The 17,569-nt window shown below is 65.8% G+C and carries 15 protein-coding genes and 1 pseudogene; 10 read left to right on the forward strand and 6 right to left on the reverse strand.

Annotated features, from left to right (window positions below; genetic code table 11):
* Positions 1-590, reverse strand: a pseudogene (locus tag AB4Y73_RS18825) (hypothetical protein); the annotation flags it as partial.
* A gap of 283 nt (positions 591-873) precedes the next feature.
* On the opposite strand from AB4Y73_RS18825, the gene AB4Y73_RS18830 reads away from it, so the two are divergent.
* Positions 874-1,611, forward strand: a complete 738-nt coding sequence (locus AB4Y73_RS18830) for an HNH endonuclease family protein (RefSeq protein ID WP_441874075.1) — start codon at positions 874-876, stop codon at positions 1,609-1,611.
* Positions 1,612-1,627: 16 nt separating this feature from the next.
* Here AB4Y73_RS18830 and AB4Y73_RS18835 read toward each other — a convergent pair whose 3' ends face one another.
* Positions 1,628-5,086 (reverse strand): DEAD/DEAH box helicase, encoded by a 3,459-nt coding sequence (locus AB4Y73_RS18835; protein ID WP_441873912.1) that lies wholly within the window; start codon positions 5,084-5,086, stop codon positions 1,628-1,630.
* 190 nt (positions 5,087-5,276) lie between these two features.
* Between AB4Y73_RS18835 and AB4Y73_RS18840 the strand changes: the two genes are divergently transcribed.
* Positions 5,277-6,128: a DMP19 family protein gene (locus AB4Y73_RS18840; protein WP_441873914.1), complete on the forward strand. Its 852-nt coding sequence runs from the start codon at positions 5,277-5,279 to the stop codon at positions 6,126-6,128.
* Positions 6,129-6,377: 249 nt separating this feature from the next.
* Positions 6,378-6,764, forward strand: a complete 387-nt coding sequence (locus AB4Y73_RS18845; protein WP_441873916.1) for a hypothetical protein — start codon at positions 6,378-6,380, stop codon at positions 6,762-6,764.
* Positions 6,765-6,832: 68 nt separating this feature from the next.
* On the opposite strand, the gene AB4Y73_RS18850 is transcribed toward AB4Y73_RS18845, so the two are convergent.
* Positions 6,833-8,989 (reverse strand): amylo-alpha-1,6-glucosidase, encoded by a 2,157-nt coding sequence (locus AB4Y73_RS18850; protein WP_441873918.1) that lies wholly within the window; start codon positions 8,987-8,989, stop codon positions 6,833-6,835.
* 306 nt (positions 8,990-9,295) lie between these two features.
* Here AB4Y73_RS18850 and AB4Y73_RS18855 point away from each other — a divergent pair, with 306 nt between their 5' ends.
* From AB4Y73_RS18855 to AB4Y73_RS18865, 3 genes are all read left to right on the forward strand, one after another.
* Positions 9,296-10,027 carry a protein tyrosine phosphatase gene (locus tag AB4Y73_RS18855; RefSeq protein WP_441873920.1) on the forward strand — a complete coding sequence of 244 codons (732 nt, stop codon included), beginning with the start codon at positions 9,296-9,298 and terminating at the stop codon, positions 10,025-10,027.
* 108 nt (positions 10,028-10,135) lie between these two features.
* Complete coding sequence (locus tag AB4Y73_RS18860) at positions 10,136-10,699, forward strand: RNA polymerase sigma factor (protein ID WP_441873922.1); 564 nt, start codon at positions 10,136-10,138, stop codon at positions 10,697-10,699.
* Complete coding sequence (locus tag AB4Y73_RS18865) at positions 10,692-11,471, forward strand: hypothetical protein (RefSeq protein ID WP_441873924.1); 780 nt, start codon at positions 10,692-10,694, stop codon at positions 11,469-11,471. The genes AB4Y73_RS18860 and AB4Y73_RS18865 overlap by 8 nt, the downstream gene beginning before the upstream one ends.
* A 22-nt stretch (positions 11,472-11,493) precedes the next feature.
* Here the strand turns inward: AB4Y73_RS18865 and AB4Y73_RS18870 are convergent, their stop codons facing one another.
* Positions 11,494-12,033 carry a COG4315 family predicted lipoprotein gene (locus AB4Y73_RS18870; protein WP_441873926.1) on the reverse strand — a complete coding sequence of 180 codons (540 nt, stop codon included), beginning with the start codon at positions 12,031-12,033 and terminating at the stop codon, positions 11,494-11,496.
* A 194-nt stretch (positions 12,034-12,227) separates the two neighbouring features.
* On the opposite strand from AB4Y73_RS18870, the gene AB4Y73_RS18875 reads away from it, so the two are divergent.
* Both AB4Y73_RS18875 and AB4Y73_RS18880 read left to right on the forward strand, forming a co-directional pair.
* Complete coding sequence (locus AB4Y73_RS18875) at positions 12,228-12,728, forward strand: sigma-70 family RNA polymerase sigma factor (protein WP_441873928.1); 501 nt, start codon at positions 12,228-12,230, stop codon at positions 12,726-12,728.
* A complete protein-coding gene (locus tag AB4Y73_RS18880; protein ID WP_441873930.1) occupies positions 12,725-13,390 on the forward strand; it encodes an anti-sigma factor family protein in 666 nt (221 codons plus the stop codon). Before AB4Y73_RS18875 ends, AB4Y73_RS18880 begins: the two co-directional genes overlap by 4 nt.
* Before the next feature lie 28 nt (positions 13,391-13,418).
* Here the strand turns inward: AB4Y73_RS18880 and AB4Y73_RS18885 are convergent, their stop codons facing one another.
* Entirely contained in the window at positions 13,419-14,189 is a 771-nt protein-coding gene (locus AB4Y73_RS18885; protein WP_441873932.1) for a DUF1206 domain-containing protein, read from the reverse strand.
* A 262-nt stretch (positions 14,190-14,451) separates the two neighbouring features.
* Here AB4Y73_RS18885 and AB4Y73_RS18890 point away from each other — a divergent pair, with 262 nt between their 5' ends.
* Positions 14,452-16,029, forward strand: a complete 1,578-nt coding sequence (locus tag AB4Y73_RS18890; RefSeq protein ID WP_441873934.1) for a hypothetical protein — start codon at positions 14,452-14,454, stop codon at positions 16,027-16,029.
* Between the two features lie 43 nt (positions 16,030-16,072).
* Positions 16,073-16,519 (forward strand): hypothetical protein, encoded by a 447-nt coding sequence (locus tag AB4Y73_RS18895; RefSeq protein ID WP_441873936.1) that lies wholly within the window; start codon positions 16,073-16,075, stop codon positions 16,517-16,519.
* 71 nt (positions 16,520-16,590) lie between these two features.
* On the opposite strand, the gene trmB is transcribed toward AB4Y73_RS18895, so the two are convergent.
* Positions 16,591-17,514, reverse strand: a complete 924-nt coding sequence (gene trmB, locus AB4Y73_RS18900) for a tRNA (guanosine(46)-N7)-methyltransferase TrmB (RefSeq protein WP_441873938.1) — start codon at positions 17,512-17,514, stop codon at positions 16,591-16,593.
* Positions 17,515-17,569 lie beyond the last annotated feature (55 nt).

The following is a 17,569-nucleotide window of genomic DNA, read 5'->3' on the forward strand; positions in this document are numbered from 1 at the left end:
AAGTGCGCTTCCAGAGCTTGGGCGCCGGCGGGGTCGAGGTTGAGGGTTTCGTCGACCATGGTCCGGGCGTGCTGCCAGGACAGGGTTCCTGTCTGGAGGGCGGCCAGGGTCAGGGGCAGGGCGGTGGTGAGCCGGCGGGAGGTGGAGAGCAGTGTTGCGGCGTTCGGTTCGCTGACGGTCAGGACGCAGGCGAGCTCGGCGATGGCGGCCATTTCGTGGGCCGTGTTCTCCTGCGGGGACGCGGCGGGCGGGGTCAGCGCCGTTGTGGCGTCCGTGTATTCCGTGGCGGTGAGGACTTTGAACGCGGCGGTGCTTGCTTCGAGCCGGGAGATCGCGGCGAGGCGGTCCAGGGAAACGTCGACACCGTGGCGCAGCGGATCCGGCCCGGCAGGTTCCTCACGCTGCCGGCGGCGAAGTTCGGCCAGCACGGAAACGGCAGCCGCTACGGCCTCAAACGCCGCATCCGCCGACCCAGGGGCTGCCGACCCAGGGGCTGCGGAGCCGTCGTCGGCAGGCACCGCGGCGGCAGCCGGGCCGGCGTCCGCCGCCACCGCCCCTGCCGACCGTTCGCCCGCCGCCGTGCTTTCCATACCTCCATCATGTCGAGGGGGTACGACATCTAAGGCTGACAGCAGGACCACCCCCAAAGAATTTCGAGCTATTTCACCGGGCGGACCTCTCGGGTCGACGGCGACGCAGCGGGGCGCCGGATCCTGGCTGGAGCCGCGGCATGAGCGCGCTGACAACGCGGCGTGACGGACTCCACCTACAGGCCTGACAGATCAGGACGGCCGGCGCTAGTAGCCTGTTCACCGCCGCGCACTCCGGCTGCGCCGGACCCATGCCGCCGCCCCAATCCTGAAGGACCCGAAGATCAACTGTTCCGCCGCCACCAAGGCGCTCACCCTGTTCACCAGCCTGCTTCTCGCAGGCACCCTCGCCGGTTGTGATGCCGCAGCGCAAGCTGCCGGGCAGGCCGCAACCAGGATGGCCGAAGGGGCCAGGGAAGTCCCGTCAGGTAACTCCGCAGACTCATCTGTAAGCTCAACCGAACTGTCCACAGCCACTGCACAACTGGGAACTCTCCCGGTGAAAGGACGCGCCCCCAAGACCGGCTACAGCCGCGAAGAGTTCGGCCCCGCCTGGGCGGACGTCGACCGAAACGGCTGTGACACCCGAAACGACATTCTCGCCAGGGACCTCGAAGGAGAGACGTTCAAGCCGGGCACTCAGAACTGCGTTGTTGCTAGCGGTGTGCTGGCTGACAAGTACACCGGCACAACGATCAATTTTGTCCGCGGCAACACCACCAGCACCGCCATCCAGATTGACCACCTTGTAGCACTCAGCGATGCCTGGCAGAAGGGCGCGCAACAGCTCAGCGCAGAACAGCGGGAGGATCTGGCTAACGATCCCCTGAACCTCATGGCTGCAGACGGGCCCACGAACGGCGCCAAGGGCGACAAGGATGCGGCAACCTGGCTCCCGCCCAACAAAGCGTTCCGCTGCGAATACGTCGTCCGCCAGACCGCGGTCAAAGCCAAGTACCACCTGTGGGCCACCCAAGCCGAGCACGACGCGATCGCCGGGATTCTCGCCACCTGCGGCTAGCCAACCCCCGGGGAGCTCAGTCCTTGAACAGCCCTGCCAGATCCTCGGCCGTGATCCCGCCGCCGGAGAGTGCGTCGCCTTCCATGACGTCCGCGAACAGCTGCGATTTCCGGGCCTTCAGGGCCATGACCTTTTCCTCGATGGTGTCCTTGGCCACCAGCCGGTACACCATCACATTCCGGGCCTGTCCGATCCGGTGGGTCCGGTCCACGGCCTGTGCCTCCGACGCGGGGTTCCACCAGGGATCCAGCAGGAAGACGTAGTCGGCCTCGGTCAGGTTCAGCCCAAAGCCGCCGGCCTTGAGTGAAATCAGGAACACGGGCGCACTCCCGTTCTTGAATTCATTGACGACGTCGGTACGGTTCCGGGTGCCGCCGTCGAGATAGCAGAACTCGATCTTCTCCTCCACAAGGCGTTCGCGGACCTTGCCGAGGAACCCGGTGAACTGGCTGAAGATCAACGCCCGGTGCCCCTCGGCCACCAGGTCCTCCAACTGCTCGAAGAGCACGTCCAGCTTCGAAGAGCGGACGGCTGAGAGCGACGGATCCACCAAGGATGCGTCCAAGCTGAGCTGGCGCAGCAGCGTGAGCGACTGGAAGATGGTGAACCGGTTCTTGTTGACGTCCTCGATCAGGCCCAGGATCTTCTGCCGTTCGCGCTGCAGGTGCGTTTGGTAGACCTTCTGGTGGCGCGGGTTCAGCACCACCTCCAGAATCTGCTCCTGTTTGGGCGGCAGGTCCTTGATGACCTGGTCCTTGGTGCGGCGCATCATGAGCGGACGGACCCGACGGCGGAGCTTCTCCAATTGCCCCTTGTCGCCGTTCTTTTCGACCGGCTTTTGGTAGTACTCGGCGAACCGCTTGGGGCTCGCGAACAGCCCCGGCGCCACGATGGAGGTCAGTGCCCAGAACTCCATGAGGTTGTTCTCCAGCGGGGTGCCCGTGATGGCCAGCTTGAACGCCGCCGGCAGCTTCCGGGCGCACTGGTACGCCTTGGACTGGTGGTTCTTCACGAACTGGGCCTCATCCAAAACCAACCCAGCCCAGGTCCTGGAGGCGTACGACTCGTAGTCGATCCTGAACAGGGCGTAGGAGGTGATGACGATGTCTGCGCCGCCCAGTTCAACCGCCGCGTCCTGTCCATTCTTGGCAAAGGTCTCGCTGACGGTGCGGACCGTCAGGCCAGGGGCGAAGCGTTCGGCTTCGGCCGCCCAGTTGCCCACCACGCTGGTGGGGGCCACCACCAGAAAGGGAGTCCCGCCGTCGGACGCGGGAGTTCCAGCAGCCGCAAGCTGCATAGCCTGCTCCTTCGCCGCGCACATCAGCGCGAGGGCCTGCACGGTCTTGCCCAGGCCCATGTCGTCGGCGAGGACCCCGCCCAGGCTGTGTTTGTAGAGGAAGCTGAGCCAGTTGAAACCCTCAAGCTGGTAGGGCCGCAGCTCGGCGTTCAATGAGGCAGGCAGTGGCAGCCCGTCGATCCCGCCCTCAAGCAGGCCACCCACCGCGGAGCGCCATGCAGCAGCCTGCTCGTCCACGATGCCCAGCTGGGCCAGCTCGTCCCAGAGCCCGGCCTGGAAGCGGCTGATCTGCAGCGGCGCATCCTTGTTGTCCTGCAGCGAGCGGGCTTCTTCGATCAGGGCCCGCAGCTGGTGCAGTTCGGGCAGGTCCAGCGAGAAGTAGGCGCCGCTGGGCAGGAGCATCTTGGTCTGACCGGCTGCCAGTGCCGAGAACACGGCGGCGAAGGAGACAGGCTGGCCCTCCAACGAAATCTGGATGCCAAGGTCGAACCAGTCGCGCTGTTCGGTGGCCTTGGTGGAGATGGAAACCACCGGGGCTTCCTCGGCCTCGCGGTAATCAGCGATGTCGCCAGCGGTGTCCACGGAAACATCCGGTGCCTGGCGCAACAAGGGCAGGACTTCCTCGGTAAACGCCAGGGTGTCCAGGCCGCTCAGTTCCGCCGAAGCCGACAGGCGCGGCGTTCCCCAGCCGCCGGTGGCCGATTCGCCCAGGGCCGGGACAACGTCCCACGGCTGGCCAATGCCTTCCAGGATGCGGGCCTCGGCGGTATCGTCACGGTAGCCGTGGTCTCCGGGGTGCCGCCAAAGCGGCTGGGAGGTGACCATGTTCCCTGACTTGTAATGCCATTCCCAGTGCAGCCGCACGCGATGGTCCGCGCCGTAGTTGGCCAGCAGCGAGAGTGTGGGGACGGCCAGGGCCGGCAACTGCACCGATTCATCTTTTGCGGTGACCCGGGCCGTCTGCTTGAGCTTCGGGTAGAAGCCGGTGAGGAAGCGGGTCTCATCCTTCGCGGGAATGTGCAGGGTGCTGCCGGCCGTCACGAAGGTCAGCAGCTCCTCGCTGAGGCCACTTTCGAGCGGCGCGAGCGTGATCACGCTGTCCGTAGCCACCCCGGGCAGTGCCTCGCCGCCGGTGGTCAGGAAAATGCCGTGGGCGGGGCGGCCGATGGTGCCCACCGACGCCGGATCAACCTCTTGCCCCTCAACGGTGATGGTGGGCGCGAGCTCCAGCCCGCCGTCGTCGGCTGTTTGAGCGGCATTCACCGCAGCGGCGGCGCCCAGGCCGCCGGCTGCAGCTTCAACCGGCGACCCGTAGCGGCTCAGGTTAAGCCCGACGGCGGCGGGAGACTCCGCGAGCCGCACCGGTTCAGTGCCGCGGCTGTGGACCAGGGCGAGGCCGATCTTCTGAGCGTCCGCGAGCAGCCCCCACATGTTCTTGCCGGCGAAGGTGTTCAGGCCCAGCCAGAGCGCGGAGGAGTTGTGGACCCGGTTGGCGGCGGCCGTGTGCGCGGCGAGGAACGTCTGCATCCACTCGATGTGCGCCTCGTTGCATTCGCGCCGGAAGTTCAGGTAACTCAGCGTGTTCCAGGAGACGTCGCCGCGGATCCATTTGCCCTTGGCGCCCATGATCACGGGCCGGGCCTTGAGCTGGCGCACGCTGCGCAGCGGGTCGCGGCGGCCTGTGTAGGAGAAGTGCGGGGCCGGTTCCTCGATCTCGAACTGGAGGGCCAGGGGGATGCCGTTGCTGGACTGGGTGATGCCGGGCTGCGAAATGAGCGGGCTGAGGGCCTGTTCCCAGTCGGCCAGATCCACGCTGGCGGGCTGGCGGGAAAGCCGGGAGACCTCCGCAGGCGCCAGGAGCTGGACGCGGATGGCGGGGTTGTCCTCGGCGGCGAAGAGCAGCGCCGCTACATGTTTGCAGTCCTTGCGGACGGGGCAGCTGCAGACGCCCACGGTACAGCTCCACCCGCCCGTTTTCCGGACCAGCTTGGCCGTGGTGGAGTACGGCACGTCCGCGCCTCCGCGGACCTTGCCCAGCATGAGCCCGGTGGCGGCGTCGAACGAGATGCCGGAGACCCGGCTGCCCATGGCATACGCCAGACCGGCCGCGAGGGAACGGTCGTTGATGGCGGGAGTCTGTATTGCCAGTGCCGCACTCTCGTCCGGTTGGGATGGCATGGTGCGCGCTACTTTCAGTGGCCACGGCGGGGCCGCGTCCGATCGGTGGTTATCTGATTCATCTTAGTTCGCCCGGCGGGGGCCTGAAACTTCGCCTGACGTTCACTTCCGCCACAACCGCCCGCTGTCCCAGCCCACGTAGCGTGAAAGTGTCCAGAGCAACATCCGGCTTTCAGCAGTAAGGAATCCCATGACCACGAGCCAGAACCCTGTCGTCCTGACCAAGGCCAGCATCGAAGCCGGCAGCGAGGAAGTTGTCGACGCCAACGTTCACGTGGTGAACGCCATGTACGGGAGCCTGCTCGACTCCCGTGAGATCGCACCCGTGGCGCTCCGCAGCTACTACGTCGACTTTTACGTCACTCAGTCCCTGGAGGGCGGCTTCGCCCAGTACGTGTTCACCGCCGATCGCGACGAAGTGGACCAGTTGATCCGCGAGGGCCTGGAGAGCATGGGCGCAACGGCGCACCTGGAGCTCTTCAACCGGACCGTTGCGGTGTTTGATGCGCTGTCCGAGGAGGACGAGGAGCGCTACCTCGACGGCGACCTGGACGCCGAGGAAGAGTCCACCGACGCCGTACGCGCCATGGAAGAACTCGACGGCGAATTCGAGGAACTGTTCGAAACCGAGAACATCACCGCGCTCAACGCCGCGTGGCTCCTTGGCCAGGAAAGCCTGCTGGTGCTGGACGACGAGGAGCTCAGCGCCTACATCGAACGCCAGGTGGCGCTCCTTCCCGACCTCGAGGAGCGCCAGGCCCGCGCCGATGAGGAAGCGCTGGATGACGCCCCGGATTTTGAAATCATCATCCGGGAACTGTGCGACGTTGCCGGTTACGAACTCGAAAAGATCACCATGGGCGACCCCAACTACGTCCACAACGGCGAGAAGACGCTGGCCTGGCACTTCAGCACGGACCACGGCGACTTCCTCATGGTGGAGGAAGAGGACGAGGCGTTCATGATCAACCCGGAGACGCAGGAGATTGTTGCCGCCGTTGAGTTCGAAGAAGTGGACGACGACGAGATGATCGAGGCGTAGCGCGCCTCACCTTAATGCGGGCCGGGTTCGCCGTGGTCCTGGGTTCGCCGGAAGAGTGCGGGGCCGCCGGGAAGTTCCGGCGACCCCGCTGCGTTCCGGCGATTTCGACGGCGGCCGTTGTGCTGGGTGCACTGGGCTTCGTGTGCCGTCCTGGGCATGTGGAGGTGGATCCTGTCGAAGTGGACGGACCCTCGCTAGACTTAAATTGCGCCGGAAAGACGCGGAGTTGGTTTCGGGAAAGGCACGGTCATGACCGAGAATAGCGGCTTCGAAGATGCCACGGATGAGACAAATACGGGAAAGAAGCCGGAAGAACCCGACCTGCGTGGCCGGTATATCGAGGGCAATTTTGGCAAAGCCGGTGCGCAGTCCGGCCGCCATGCGGACGATGAGGAAGGCCAATACGTCGAAGGGGATTACGGTGAGGCAGGCAGCGAAGGTGGACTGCCTGAACCCTTGGGAAACAAGGCCCGGGAATCCGGACGCTACATCAAGGCCAACTACGGCGGTGCCGGTTCCGCACCGGGCCGCGGCGCCGAATCCAAAGCCGGCCGCTATACAGAAGGGGACCATGGGGCGGACGGTGCCGTGCATCCCGCCCGAAAATCCGAGAAGGAGAAGGGGACGGAGCGCTAGAGGCAGCAGATCTCACCGGTGGGGCTGAGTCCTGGCACGAGGAGGAAGCATTGATGCCGGGCCAAGGTTCATGCCTGGTCAGCATCTTTTGGCCGCTGGCTCAGCTTAAGGAGTTCCCGGAGCGTGGGCCGTGCCTCCGAACGCAACTCAATGTTGTGGGGCAGTCCCTGGACGGTGACGGAGCCGCCGTCGATATGGATCGAAAGCCGGCCGTCCCCTGAGAACGGCACATTGTCCAGGTGGAAACGCGTATCCTCCGGGGGCAGCGTCGGGGCGAGCCACAATTCCTCCCAGGGGAGCCCCGGATCAAATCGGAGGAGGGTCCTGATCAGCTGCACCGGCGCTGCGGATGCCCAAGCCTGCGGGGAACACGAGGCAGGGTAGGGCACTGGCACCGGATGCCTGCCACGGTCCAAGCCACAAAAAAGCTCGGGAAGCCGACCGTTGAAGTAGCCCGCGGCTTCGAAGAGTGCATAGGCAATCTTCTGAGCTTCGTGGACGAAGCCGTATCGCATGAGCCCGGCGGCAGCCAGGGCGTTATCGTGCGGCCAGACGGATCCGTTGTGGTAACTGGCCGGGTTGTAGGCGCCCATGTTTGATGCCAGGGTCCGGATGCCCCACCCGGTGAACATCTCCGGGGACATCAGGTGGGCGGCCAGGTTGGCCGCTTTGTCATCGTCAACGATTCCAGCCCACAGGCAGTGGGCCATGTTCGAGGCGAGAGCGTCGACCGGTTTTTTGTCCCGGTCCAGGGCGATGGCAAAGTACCCCCGCTCGGGCAGCCAGAACCGGTCGTTGAACGCTTCCTTAAGGCGGGCCGCCTTGGCCACGCAGGCATCTGCAGTTCCGGTGTCGCCGAGGACGGTGGCGATCAGGGCCCGTCCGATGTAGGCCGCATACGCATAGCCCTGCACCTCACAGAGCGCTATCGGCGGTTCAGCCAACGTTCCGTCGGCGAAGTTGATCCCGTCTCCGGAGTCCTTCCACCCCTGATTGCGCAGGCCATGATCCGTCTTCCTGTGATACTCAATGAATCCGTCACCGTCGCGGTCACCGTATTCCTCCATCCACGCCAGTGCCCGGTCTGCTGCGGGAAGGAGTTCGCGCATAGCGGCATCGTCCAACCCCCACCGGCTCAGCTCGGCCAGAACGGTGACAAAGAGCGGTGTTGCATCGATGCTGCCGTAGTACACATGGCTGCCCCCCAGCGCCAAGCCGGTGGTAGCCCCGAGCCGCACCTCATGAAGGATGCGCCCCGGCTCCTCCTCCGTTGACGCGTCCACTATTGTTCCCTGGTGTTCAGCCAGGGTCAGGAGTGTTCCTTTCGCCAGTTCCGGGTCCAGGAGCAAGGACATGAACGAGGCGAGCAAACTGTCCCGTCCAAATAACGCCATGAACCACGGCGCACCAGCAGCCACCACAGCGCGGTCCGGGTGATCGGCATGAAAAATCCGCAACGACCCCAGGTCCTCCTGGCTGCGCTTGATGACTTTCTCCACTGCCTCGTCCTGCAAGTCCGGGGTCGGCATGGCGGCGTGCCACTGCATGACCCGCCGGTAGGAATCCGGGCCGGCAGCAACCTTTGCGTTGGACCGGCCGTCCGGCCCCTCCAACACGGGGATGGCCGAGATGGTCACGGACCGCTCTCCGTGGGCAGGGACCGTCAGTTCAGCTGCCAGGTTCTCCCGCTCCAGACGGGAACCCGGGAAGGTGACAGTTATGCTGCGCTGGTGGCCATCCCGTTCCGATTCCAGGGTCAACTGCTCCGGACCCCCACGGCGGATCCGGTTCCCAACGGGGTCCTGGCGCCCGTCTTTCACCTCGAACAGCCCCGCAAAGTCCGTGTCGGCGGATAGTTCCACACGGCATAACACCGGCGAGCGGGAGTAGTTGTGGACTGTAACAATCTCGGTCAGACCTGTATCAAGCTTGCGTTCCCGCTCAATCAGAAATGTGGAGTCGGCATGGTCGTGCCGAAGGGGTCTTCCAATGAATACTCCGTGGAAGGGCTCGGGAGTCGTAGCGGACAGCGGTTCAACTCTCTGACCGTTCACGGTGAGGCTCCAAGCGCTGATGAACCTGGTGTCCTGGAAGAACACTCCCTGCGGCTGGCTGGTCCACATGTCGCCGTTAGCAGCAGAAATGCAGAATGACGTCCCCTGAACCAAAGTCACCGGGCCGGGACCGGCGGAGGCCGGGAAATTGTCCACACTGAGCTTGGCCATCTTGCGCTTCTCTCCCCGCTGGATACCGTGAAGAACACACTCTTAACACAAACTATGGAACCGCAGGAGGATACCCGGCAAGGGGGCAAGCGGCCCTGCCTTTCTGGCCTGAACCGCTAATCCACTGCCAGTGACCTGGCCACCCGGAACGAGCAGGCTGCGCGCGGACCGCAGCGGCTCATAGACAGGTCCCGGAAAGAAATTTTCGAAAGGCCGTAACTTTCCCGCTCCGGCCAGCGATGTAGGGCGTGATGGGTTCCCAACGGAACCGGATCTCAAAATGTTCTCTAGTTTTTGGAGTGTCTTATGTCGTTGTTCACTGTTCTCGCCACCAGCAAAGTCGCAGCCGGAGTCCTCGCCGCAGGCACCTTGGCCGTGGGCGGAACCGGCGTCGCAGCTGTTTCCGGCGTCCTCCCGGCCGACGCGCAGCAGACCGCTCACGAACTGCTCGGTGCCCCGGCCCCGAAGCTCACCGCGGACGCCGCGGATGCTGCCCTGGCGAACGCTTCAGCCAAGGCTTCCGGCAAGACTTCCGACAAGGCTTCTGAAAAGGCGACAGGCAACGCCTCCGGCGACGCGGCAGTGAAGGCTGACGCGGCTGTGAACGGCAACGCGGCCGTATCCGCAGACAAGCTGGCGGCCGGGGCCAACGTCTCCGCAGCTGCCGGCACCGCCGTGGACGCCGCCGGTGCCGCAGCCTTCGGCCTCTGCACCGCCTTCACGAACGGCGGACTCAACGCATCCTCCGAAGGCTTCTCCTCGCTGGTCGTTGCCGCCAAGGGCGAAGGCAACGTCGCAGCCTTCTGCGCCGACGTCGCTGCCAAGGGCACTGCTGCCGCTGAAGCCAAGGCTGCTGCAGAGGGCTCTGCAGCCGTCCACGCCGAGCGCCCCGAGCTGCCGGCAGTTCCCGCGGTTCCTGCCGTACCTGGCGTCAACGGCAAGTCCGCCGTTCCCGCCGTTCCTGCTGCTCCGGCCGTCCCTGCAGTGCCCGCGGTGGCCGGCCACAACGTAGACGTTCCCGCCGTTTCGGGCCGCTAGGACCCTCTCGGCTAGGCTGGACTGCGGGAAAACGGCCCCCAGGGGTTGCCCGCAGTCCAGAACGCCGGGATGAAGCAGACCAACGGCCCCGGGACGGAGGAGCCACTGGTGCAAGACACTTTGGCCGAAGAAGACATCGAGATATTTGCGGACACTGCCGGCGCTGATCCGGCCGTGCTCTTCGGCGTTGTCTACCGCACCTTTGCCGGCGCAGTCCTGGGTTACCTCAAGGCCCGCGGCGTCGACGATCCCGAGGCAGTGACCCAGGACGTCTTCCTGGCGTTATTCCCCAAAATCGGCGACCTGACCGGCGGGCTGCAGGGCGCCAAGTCGTTGGTGTTTTCCATCGCCCACGCCCGGATGGTGGACCACTACCGGCGCGTGGAACGCAGGCCGGCCTTCACGCCTTACGACCCCCTGCAGGACGCGCGCAGCACGGCCTCCGCAGAGGACCACGCCCTCGGGTACACCAGCGGCGCGGCGGGCATGCTCGACGGCCTGGCCGACGACCACCGCGAAGTCCTGGCGCTGAGGGTCGTGGCCGATCTATCCATCGAACAGGTGGCCGGCATCATGGGCAAATCCCAGGGTGCCATCAAGCAGCTCCAACGCAGGGCGCTGAAAAACCTCAAGGACCGGACCCTCGGAAGAAACCAGGCAGATCATGAGTGACATCGCAGGCTCCAGCAGCGACGCTACCGTCGACAGGCTGCTCCGTGATGCCGGGCTCGACGACGACGCTGTGCTCCGTTCCGCCCTGCAGGACCTCCGCGGCCTGGCCGCCGGCGGGCATCCCGAACCCTCCGCCGCTGTCGCCGCACTGATGGTCCCGGCAGCCACCCGTCACCTCGCCGCCGTCCCGGCTCCGCTCTCCGAACCGGATGCCATGACTCAGACCCGGCCCACTGCTGCGCCTGCCGAGGCAATTCCGATGGCAACTGACGAACTCGCCGCCCGCCGTCGTGCCAAGCGCCGGATCACCCTCACCACGCTGTCTGTAGCCGTCTCGCTGGCGGCCGGCGGCGCCGTCGCCGTGGCCTCCGACCAGGGCCTCCGCGATTCCATCGGCCACGTGAACCAGGCGGTCAGCTCGTTCGTGGCCACGGTGGGCGGCGGCCACGATCAGGCAACGCCGGAAACGCCGGCGCGGTTGCCGGCCAAGCCGGTCTCCCCGGCTACAGTGCCCGCCGTGCCGCCCGCCGTACCGGCCGTCACGCAGCCGGTTCCGGCGGCTCCGCCAGCCACCTCCGGCAGGGCCCCGGCCGAGTCGCCTGGCCACTCGTCCCACACCCCGGCCGGGCCCGTCCCGCACCTGCCTGCCCCGCAAGACCTCACGCCGGGCCTCCCGCGGGTCCCGGACCGGCTGCCAAACGGCGTGGGACAGCCCCCAGCTCTGCCCCTGCCGCCCACCCCTCCAGTCCCTCTGCCCGGCGTCCAGCCATAACCGGAGTTTTAGTCGGCTACCCTCAGTAGCCAGGTGCCGCCGTCTTGATCATTTCTCCGGCCGGGTCCAACAGGTACCAGGCGCCGCCAACGCCCTGACCCCCCACGTCGCCCGGTTTCTTGTCTTTCGCGTAGTAGTACAGCGGCAGTCCATTCAAAGTCAGCTGCTTTGCCCCGTCCGGCGTCGTGATGGTACCCAGCGCTCCGGTGACCCCTTCAGCGGAAGGGGTGGCAGCGACCGTGAGGGCCCGCGGCCATGTTGTCAGGCACCCTGCCGTGCAGGCGCTGGTGCCCGAGCCCTTCGTATCCTTGGTGAAGACATAAAGGCTCATGCCCTTGGCGTCCACCACGATCTTGCCTGCGCTTGAGGATGCGGTCATGAGGTCGACGGCGGGTGCTGCGGTGGTGGTGGCGGTCGGTGCCGCGGATGTGGCGGGACTGGTATTGGCGGGACTCGTGGCGGGCGCGGCCGTGGTGGTGGTGGTTCCCGGGCTGCCGCCGCAGCCTGCCAGTGCGGCCATGAGGGCCATGGCCGCAAGACTGGTGCCCAGATGCTTTTTCATGGAACTGCTCCCTCGGCTGGTGGCCCGGCGTCGGATTGCCGGACGCTAACCGGTACGACGCCCCAAGGTGAAGAATGGTTCAAGATGTTGCCCCCCTTTTTTGGCCGCCAGGCGGGTTGATTTACCGCCAGTGAACCGTTTGCCCGGGGCGGACGTCGTATCAGCCGGAAGCACCAGTGACGGGAGGGGCGGGCATGCCGCTGGACGAGGACGTGGTGGCCGCGATCTACCGCGACCACGGCTCCGCCCTGCGCCGGTTCGTGCTCAGCGCCTCACGGGATCCGCAGCTTGCCGAGGACGTGGTCCAGGAGACGGTGCTTCGGGTCTGGCAGCAGGCCCCGGACATCACCGGCAGCCTGCGCAGCTACCTCTTCCGGACGGCGCGGAACATCATGATCGACAACTACCGGAAAGCCCAGCGGAGGCCTGCCGAGGCCACGGAACGCGACGTCGCCGATCCCGCCGAAGCCGTTGAGAGGGTGGATGAGCTGCTCAACCGGGTGCTCATGGAGGAGGCCCTGCTCCGCCTCAGCAGCGAACACCGGGAAGTTCTGGTGGCGCTCCACTACCGCCGCTTCACCGTCAACGAGGCCGCCGTGCAGCTGAACATTCCCAGCGGAACCGTGAAGTCGCGGGCGTACTACGCGGTCCGCGCGTTGCGGACCATTTTGGATGAGATGGGGGTGGAACGGTGAACGTCGCGGACCTGCACCACTTGCTGGGCGCCTACGTGCTGGGGGGACTTGATTCCGCCGATTCGCAGCGCTTCGAAGCCCATCTCCAGGACTGTGCAGAGTGCAGGGCGGACCTCGCCGAACTGGAAAGCCTGCCGGCCCTGCTGGACGCGCTCCCGGTGCCGGATGCGGTGGCACTCACCGGAAGTTCTCGCAGCGCCCCCACCGCGGCGCCTGTCACCTCCGTACCCAAGGCGGTCCTGGTTGAACTGGCCGCCCGTCGTCGTAAATCACGACGGCGGTGGGCGGCACTGGTGGGTGCCGTCGCTGCCGCCTGCCTCGCGTTGGGCGTGGCAGCAGGGCCGCTGCTGACCCGCCCTCCGCAGCCTGACGCCAGCTACTCGGTCCAGGCCGATAGCGGCCTGCGCTTCAGCGTGGACCTGGCCCGGAAGAGCTGGGGCACGGAACTGGCGGTGAACGGCAGCAGCATGCCGCTGAGCGGGACGTACTCATTGTGGGTGCGGGACCGCGCCGGCGGGGAGGACCGTGCCTGCGCCTGGACGGCTACGCCCAGCGGCCGGGTCAAAGTCACCGGCGCCACCCCGGTACAGCTGGCCAGCATCGCCACCGTGGAGCTGCGCGACGACGACGAGAAGACCGTCGCCGTGATCACCGTTCCCTAGACACACCAGTCCAGGCCACAGCGTCAGCTTATTTGGACATCTTGGCCAGCCGGGCCCGGACCACCATGTAGAGGCCGTAACAGATCAGGCCGGCGCCCACGGCAGCGAGGAGATAGACGCCGAACGGCTGATCGCGCAAGGCCTTGAGTCCGCCGTCCAGGCCGGTGGATTCGTCCGGGTGGGCGCGCAATGTGGCGACGGTGATCAGCAGGCCCGCCAGCAAGAGCACCGCGCCCTTGGCGAGGTAACCGGCCACGCCGAGGACGGTGACGGCGGTCCGGATTTTTGGGTTGGCGGGCATTGTGAGTTGTTTCTCGAACGACCTCTTGGGCCCGCGGATGCCGTAGATGACCCCGGTGACTGCAATACCGAGCCCGACCAGGACCAGCAGTGCCACGCCGCCGGGGGCTTCCATCACCGACAGGGTGAGGTCGGTAGCGGACTGCTTGTTGGCGTCCGGGGACCCCTGGCCCTTGGCAAAAGCGAACAGCGTCAGGGCCAATCCGGCGTATACGAGTGCCTGGGCTGCTGCTTTGCCTTTTTTGCCGGCTTTTTTCTTGGTAGGCAGGTGGTTGAAGTCAAAGATGGCGTCGCTGGTCTGCCACACTGCCAGTGCGGCGCAAGCGGCGAAGCTAGCCCAAAGCAGGAATGGGCCGGCGGGCTGGCTGGCAAGTTCGGACACAGCCCCGCTGAAGTCCGCATTCCCCGTCCCGCCCATGGCGAGGCGGATGGCGATGGCCCCGAGCAGAAAATGCAGGATGCCGCTTGCCGCAAACCCCGCCCGTGCCACCAACTCCAAAGCGTGTGAGTTGGTGACGTCCTCCGCCGCGTCCGCGGCCTGCCTTAATTCTCTTTTAATGATCGTTCCTTATGCCGGCGCCCGGGGAGGCGCAAAATTGTGTGCCCCCAACACAATCCCCATCGTGCCATGCGGAGACTGCCTCCAACAGCCCGCCATACCGCTGCGCCGATGGGGAGTGATCCCCATCGCGGGCCATTGGCCGCCGTGCGACCATATGTTCAGCGATAAACCCACTCGTATCACTCTCGGGGGAGACACCATGACTTTTTACGGCGCGGACGTCAGTCAACTGCGTGAGCTGGCGAAGGCCGTTGACAAGGCGGCCACACTGCTCAGTAGCCGGGCCAGCTCCCTGCAGGGCCAGATCCAGTCCGCACCATGGAAGGGTCTCGACGGCGAGCGGTTCCGGCAGGACTGGGCCGGAAGCCACCGCCCCACCCTGGAGCGTGTTGCGTCCAGCCTGCGCCACAACTCCCAGCTGCTCCTGCAGCACGCGAACGAGCAGGAAAAGGCCTCCGATTCCTCCAGTGGGGGAGGCGGCAGCTTCCTGGACAAGCTCCAAGGTTTGGGTGGCCGCGGCCAGACCTGGCTCGAAGAACAGATACAGAAGGCTGCCGAGGCCCAGGCGCACCGCCAGGAGCTCGAACAGGGCCTTAACGAGGCGCTCCACGGCAGCCCGGAAGATCAGGCACAGTGGTGGGCAGGCCTGTCCGAGGCGGACCGGCAGTACCTGATCGAAGGCGAAGGCGAGCACGGACCCCTCGCCGCTGAGCTGATGAAGATGGACGGTGGCATCCCCGAATCTGCCCAGGAGCAGGCCACCGACCATCTCCAGGAACTTGCCCTCTCAGACACCGCTATTTATACGGAGAGCGGCAAGGCCACTATCGACGGCCGGATTGCCTGGTTCCATGCCGGCGCCGAAGTGGGCACGGTGGTGAACGAGAATGCTGATGGTTCGGCCACGCTCAAGGTCTACGGAAACATCGGGGTGGGCGTCAATGACCATACCGGAACGGCTGGCGTCACCCTCAATGGAGAAGGATCACGCGAGTTCAAATTCGGCAGCGTTGAAGAGGCCATGGCTGCCCGGAACCAGATGTACCGGGAGCTTCCGCCGGACAGCATCGGGGAGGTCAAGGATGTGGCCGCCAACGCGCCCGTCTACCTCGCGGCCACCATCCAGGACGCCGCGAACGACAACGGCGCGACGAGCTGGGACGACAAGGTCAAGGGAACACTCTCGTTCGAGGCCAAGGGCGATGCCGGGCCCGCGTCGGGTTCCGCGAAACTGGACCTCGCCTACGAGCGGAACCTCACGGACGGCACCGCCAAGGGCAGCGGCGAAGTGTCCGCCCAGGGGAAGCTGGATTTGGACGGCCAGTTGTTCACGGCCTCCGGCAAGGGTGGCTTGGAGGTAAACCTGGACAAGGACAGCAGCATCAAGTCGATCGTGGTGTCCATGGAGGGCAGCGTGGCGCAGGGAGCCAGCGCCGGCCCCGACCTCCAGGGCGCCAAGCTCGAGTCCAACGTGACCCTGGGCACGCAAAGCACCGTCAAGATCGACGTCGCCTACACGCCGGACAACGCGCCCGTGATTGACAGCTATATGCGCAATGTGGCGCTTGGCAACGACAGCGCGGCGGCCGCGGACGCCGCAAAGTTGTACGAGGCAGGCTCGGCCACCGTTCAGGTGAACAACGTGGTGACGGTGGCCAACGAGGCCGGTGTGGACTTCAAGGCGGGCGAAGTGGAGTTGAAGACGGAGAACAAGGCAACCACCAACGTGTCCACGTACTATAAGGTCGCGAACGACACCAAGCTTGAGCGGCTCTGACGTGGCCGTGCCTGATCCCAAGACTTACCGCTAAGGAGCAACCATGTCAGTTCACATCGAATCCCCTTTGGGGTATAGCGCAGACTTTCCCGAGCACACCCAGGTGTTGGAGGATTCAGCCGCCGGGCCCAACACCGAGCAGTACGGCCTCCTCGGGGGCGTCCTGGTCACCGTGATCAAGGACGACACCTCCGTCACGGATGCCCCCGGGGCCAACGGCTGGGCGCATGTCATGTCAGATTTCTACCGGGACGAACGTGCCGGTACCCTCCTGACCGAGGGCGAGCTGAACCTGCCGGGCAAGTCCGCCTACGCCGTCCTGGTGGGTTATTCGGACCCCGAAGGCGCGGCGCGGGTGGCAGCCACCGTAGGCGTCTGGGAAAACAACCGGTTTATCGGCGTTGTGGTGATCTGGCCCTTCGTCAACCCGGAGATCGAACCCCGGGTGGACATGCTGAAGGAGATCGTTTCCTCGATCAGCGTGTCCTGACCCGATTAGGCAGCGCTAACTGTCGTTGTGGGCTATCAAAACGACTGTTGGCGCTACTTACGTGTGGAGGCTCAGCGCCGGCGATAGCAGAGGTCGAAGATCAGCCGGCCGGCCTCATGCGCTTTAGCTTCGAAGCTGGTGCGAATCCTGCCCTCGAAACGCGGCGCCCAGCCCCCGGTTTCATCCACGCCCTCGTTGGGGCCGGTGTGTTCGGTGCTGACCGGTGCCCTGCCTTCACGGACCGGCGCACCACCCACCAGGGATTCGACGCCGGACTGCCACACCTGGGTGAGGGGGCTTTCCGGGCCGTGGCGCTCGCCGGTGTGGAGGTTTTCGAAGTCCGGGGAGTCCGCCAGGACGTCGCGGACGTGGACGGCGTAGTTGGACCAGTCCGTGGCAATCCGCCACAGGCCGCCCGGCTTGAGCGCCCGCGCGGCGAGCTGGGCGAACTCCGGCTGGATCAGACGCCGTTTGTGGTGCCGTGACTTGTGCCAGGGGTCGGGAAAAAACACCCAGAGTTCGCTGACGGAGCCTGCCGGCAGCATGGTGGCCAGCACCTCGGGCGCGTTGGCTTCCACCACCCGGACGTTGCTCAGCCCGCGGCTGTTGATCTTGATGATGGTGTTGGCCAGGCCCGGCGTGTAGACCTCCACAGCCAAAAAATCGGTGTCCGGGTTCTGCTCGGCGGCGTGGCAGATGGCATCGCCCAGCCCGGAGCCGATCTCCACGATCAACGGTGCCTTCCGGCCAAACTCAGCCTCGGCGTCGAACGTGTAGTCCGGGTGGACCGAGGTGTTGGCGACGTGCCGGGGCACGTCCACGGCCCAGCGGTCGGCATGCTCTTCCCAAGCCGTCTGGCGGCGGCCCTGAAGGCGGGTTCCGCGGCGGACGAAGCTGACCGGCCTGCCGCCGTAGGTGCCAAAAGACGCCTGGGTTCCGGGCGTCACCGGCCGCGGGACATGCGGAGGCTGGGGAGATTCTGGGGATTCGCTCATCCCCTTCAGAATACCCGCAGCGTGTGGCGATGCCCTGGAATGGGGGCGCCGGGCT

The organism is Pseudarthrobacter sp. TAF60_1, from assembly GCF_052113505.1.
Taxonomy (GTDB): Bacteria; Actinomycetota; Actinomycetes; order Actinomycetales; family Micrococcaceae; genus Arthrobacter.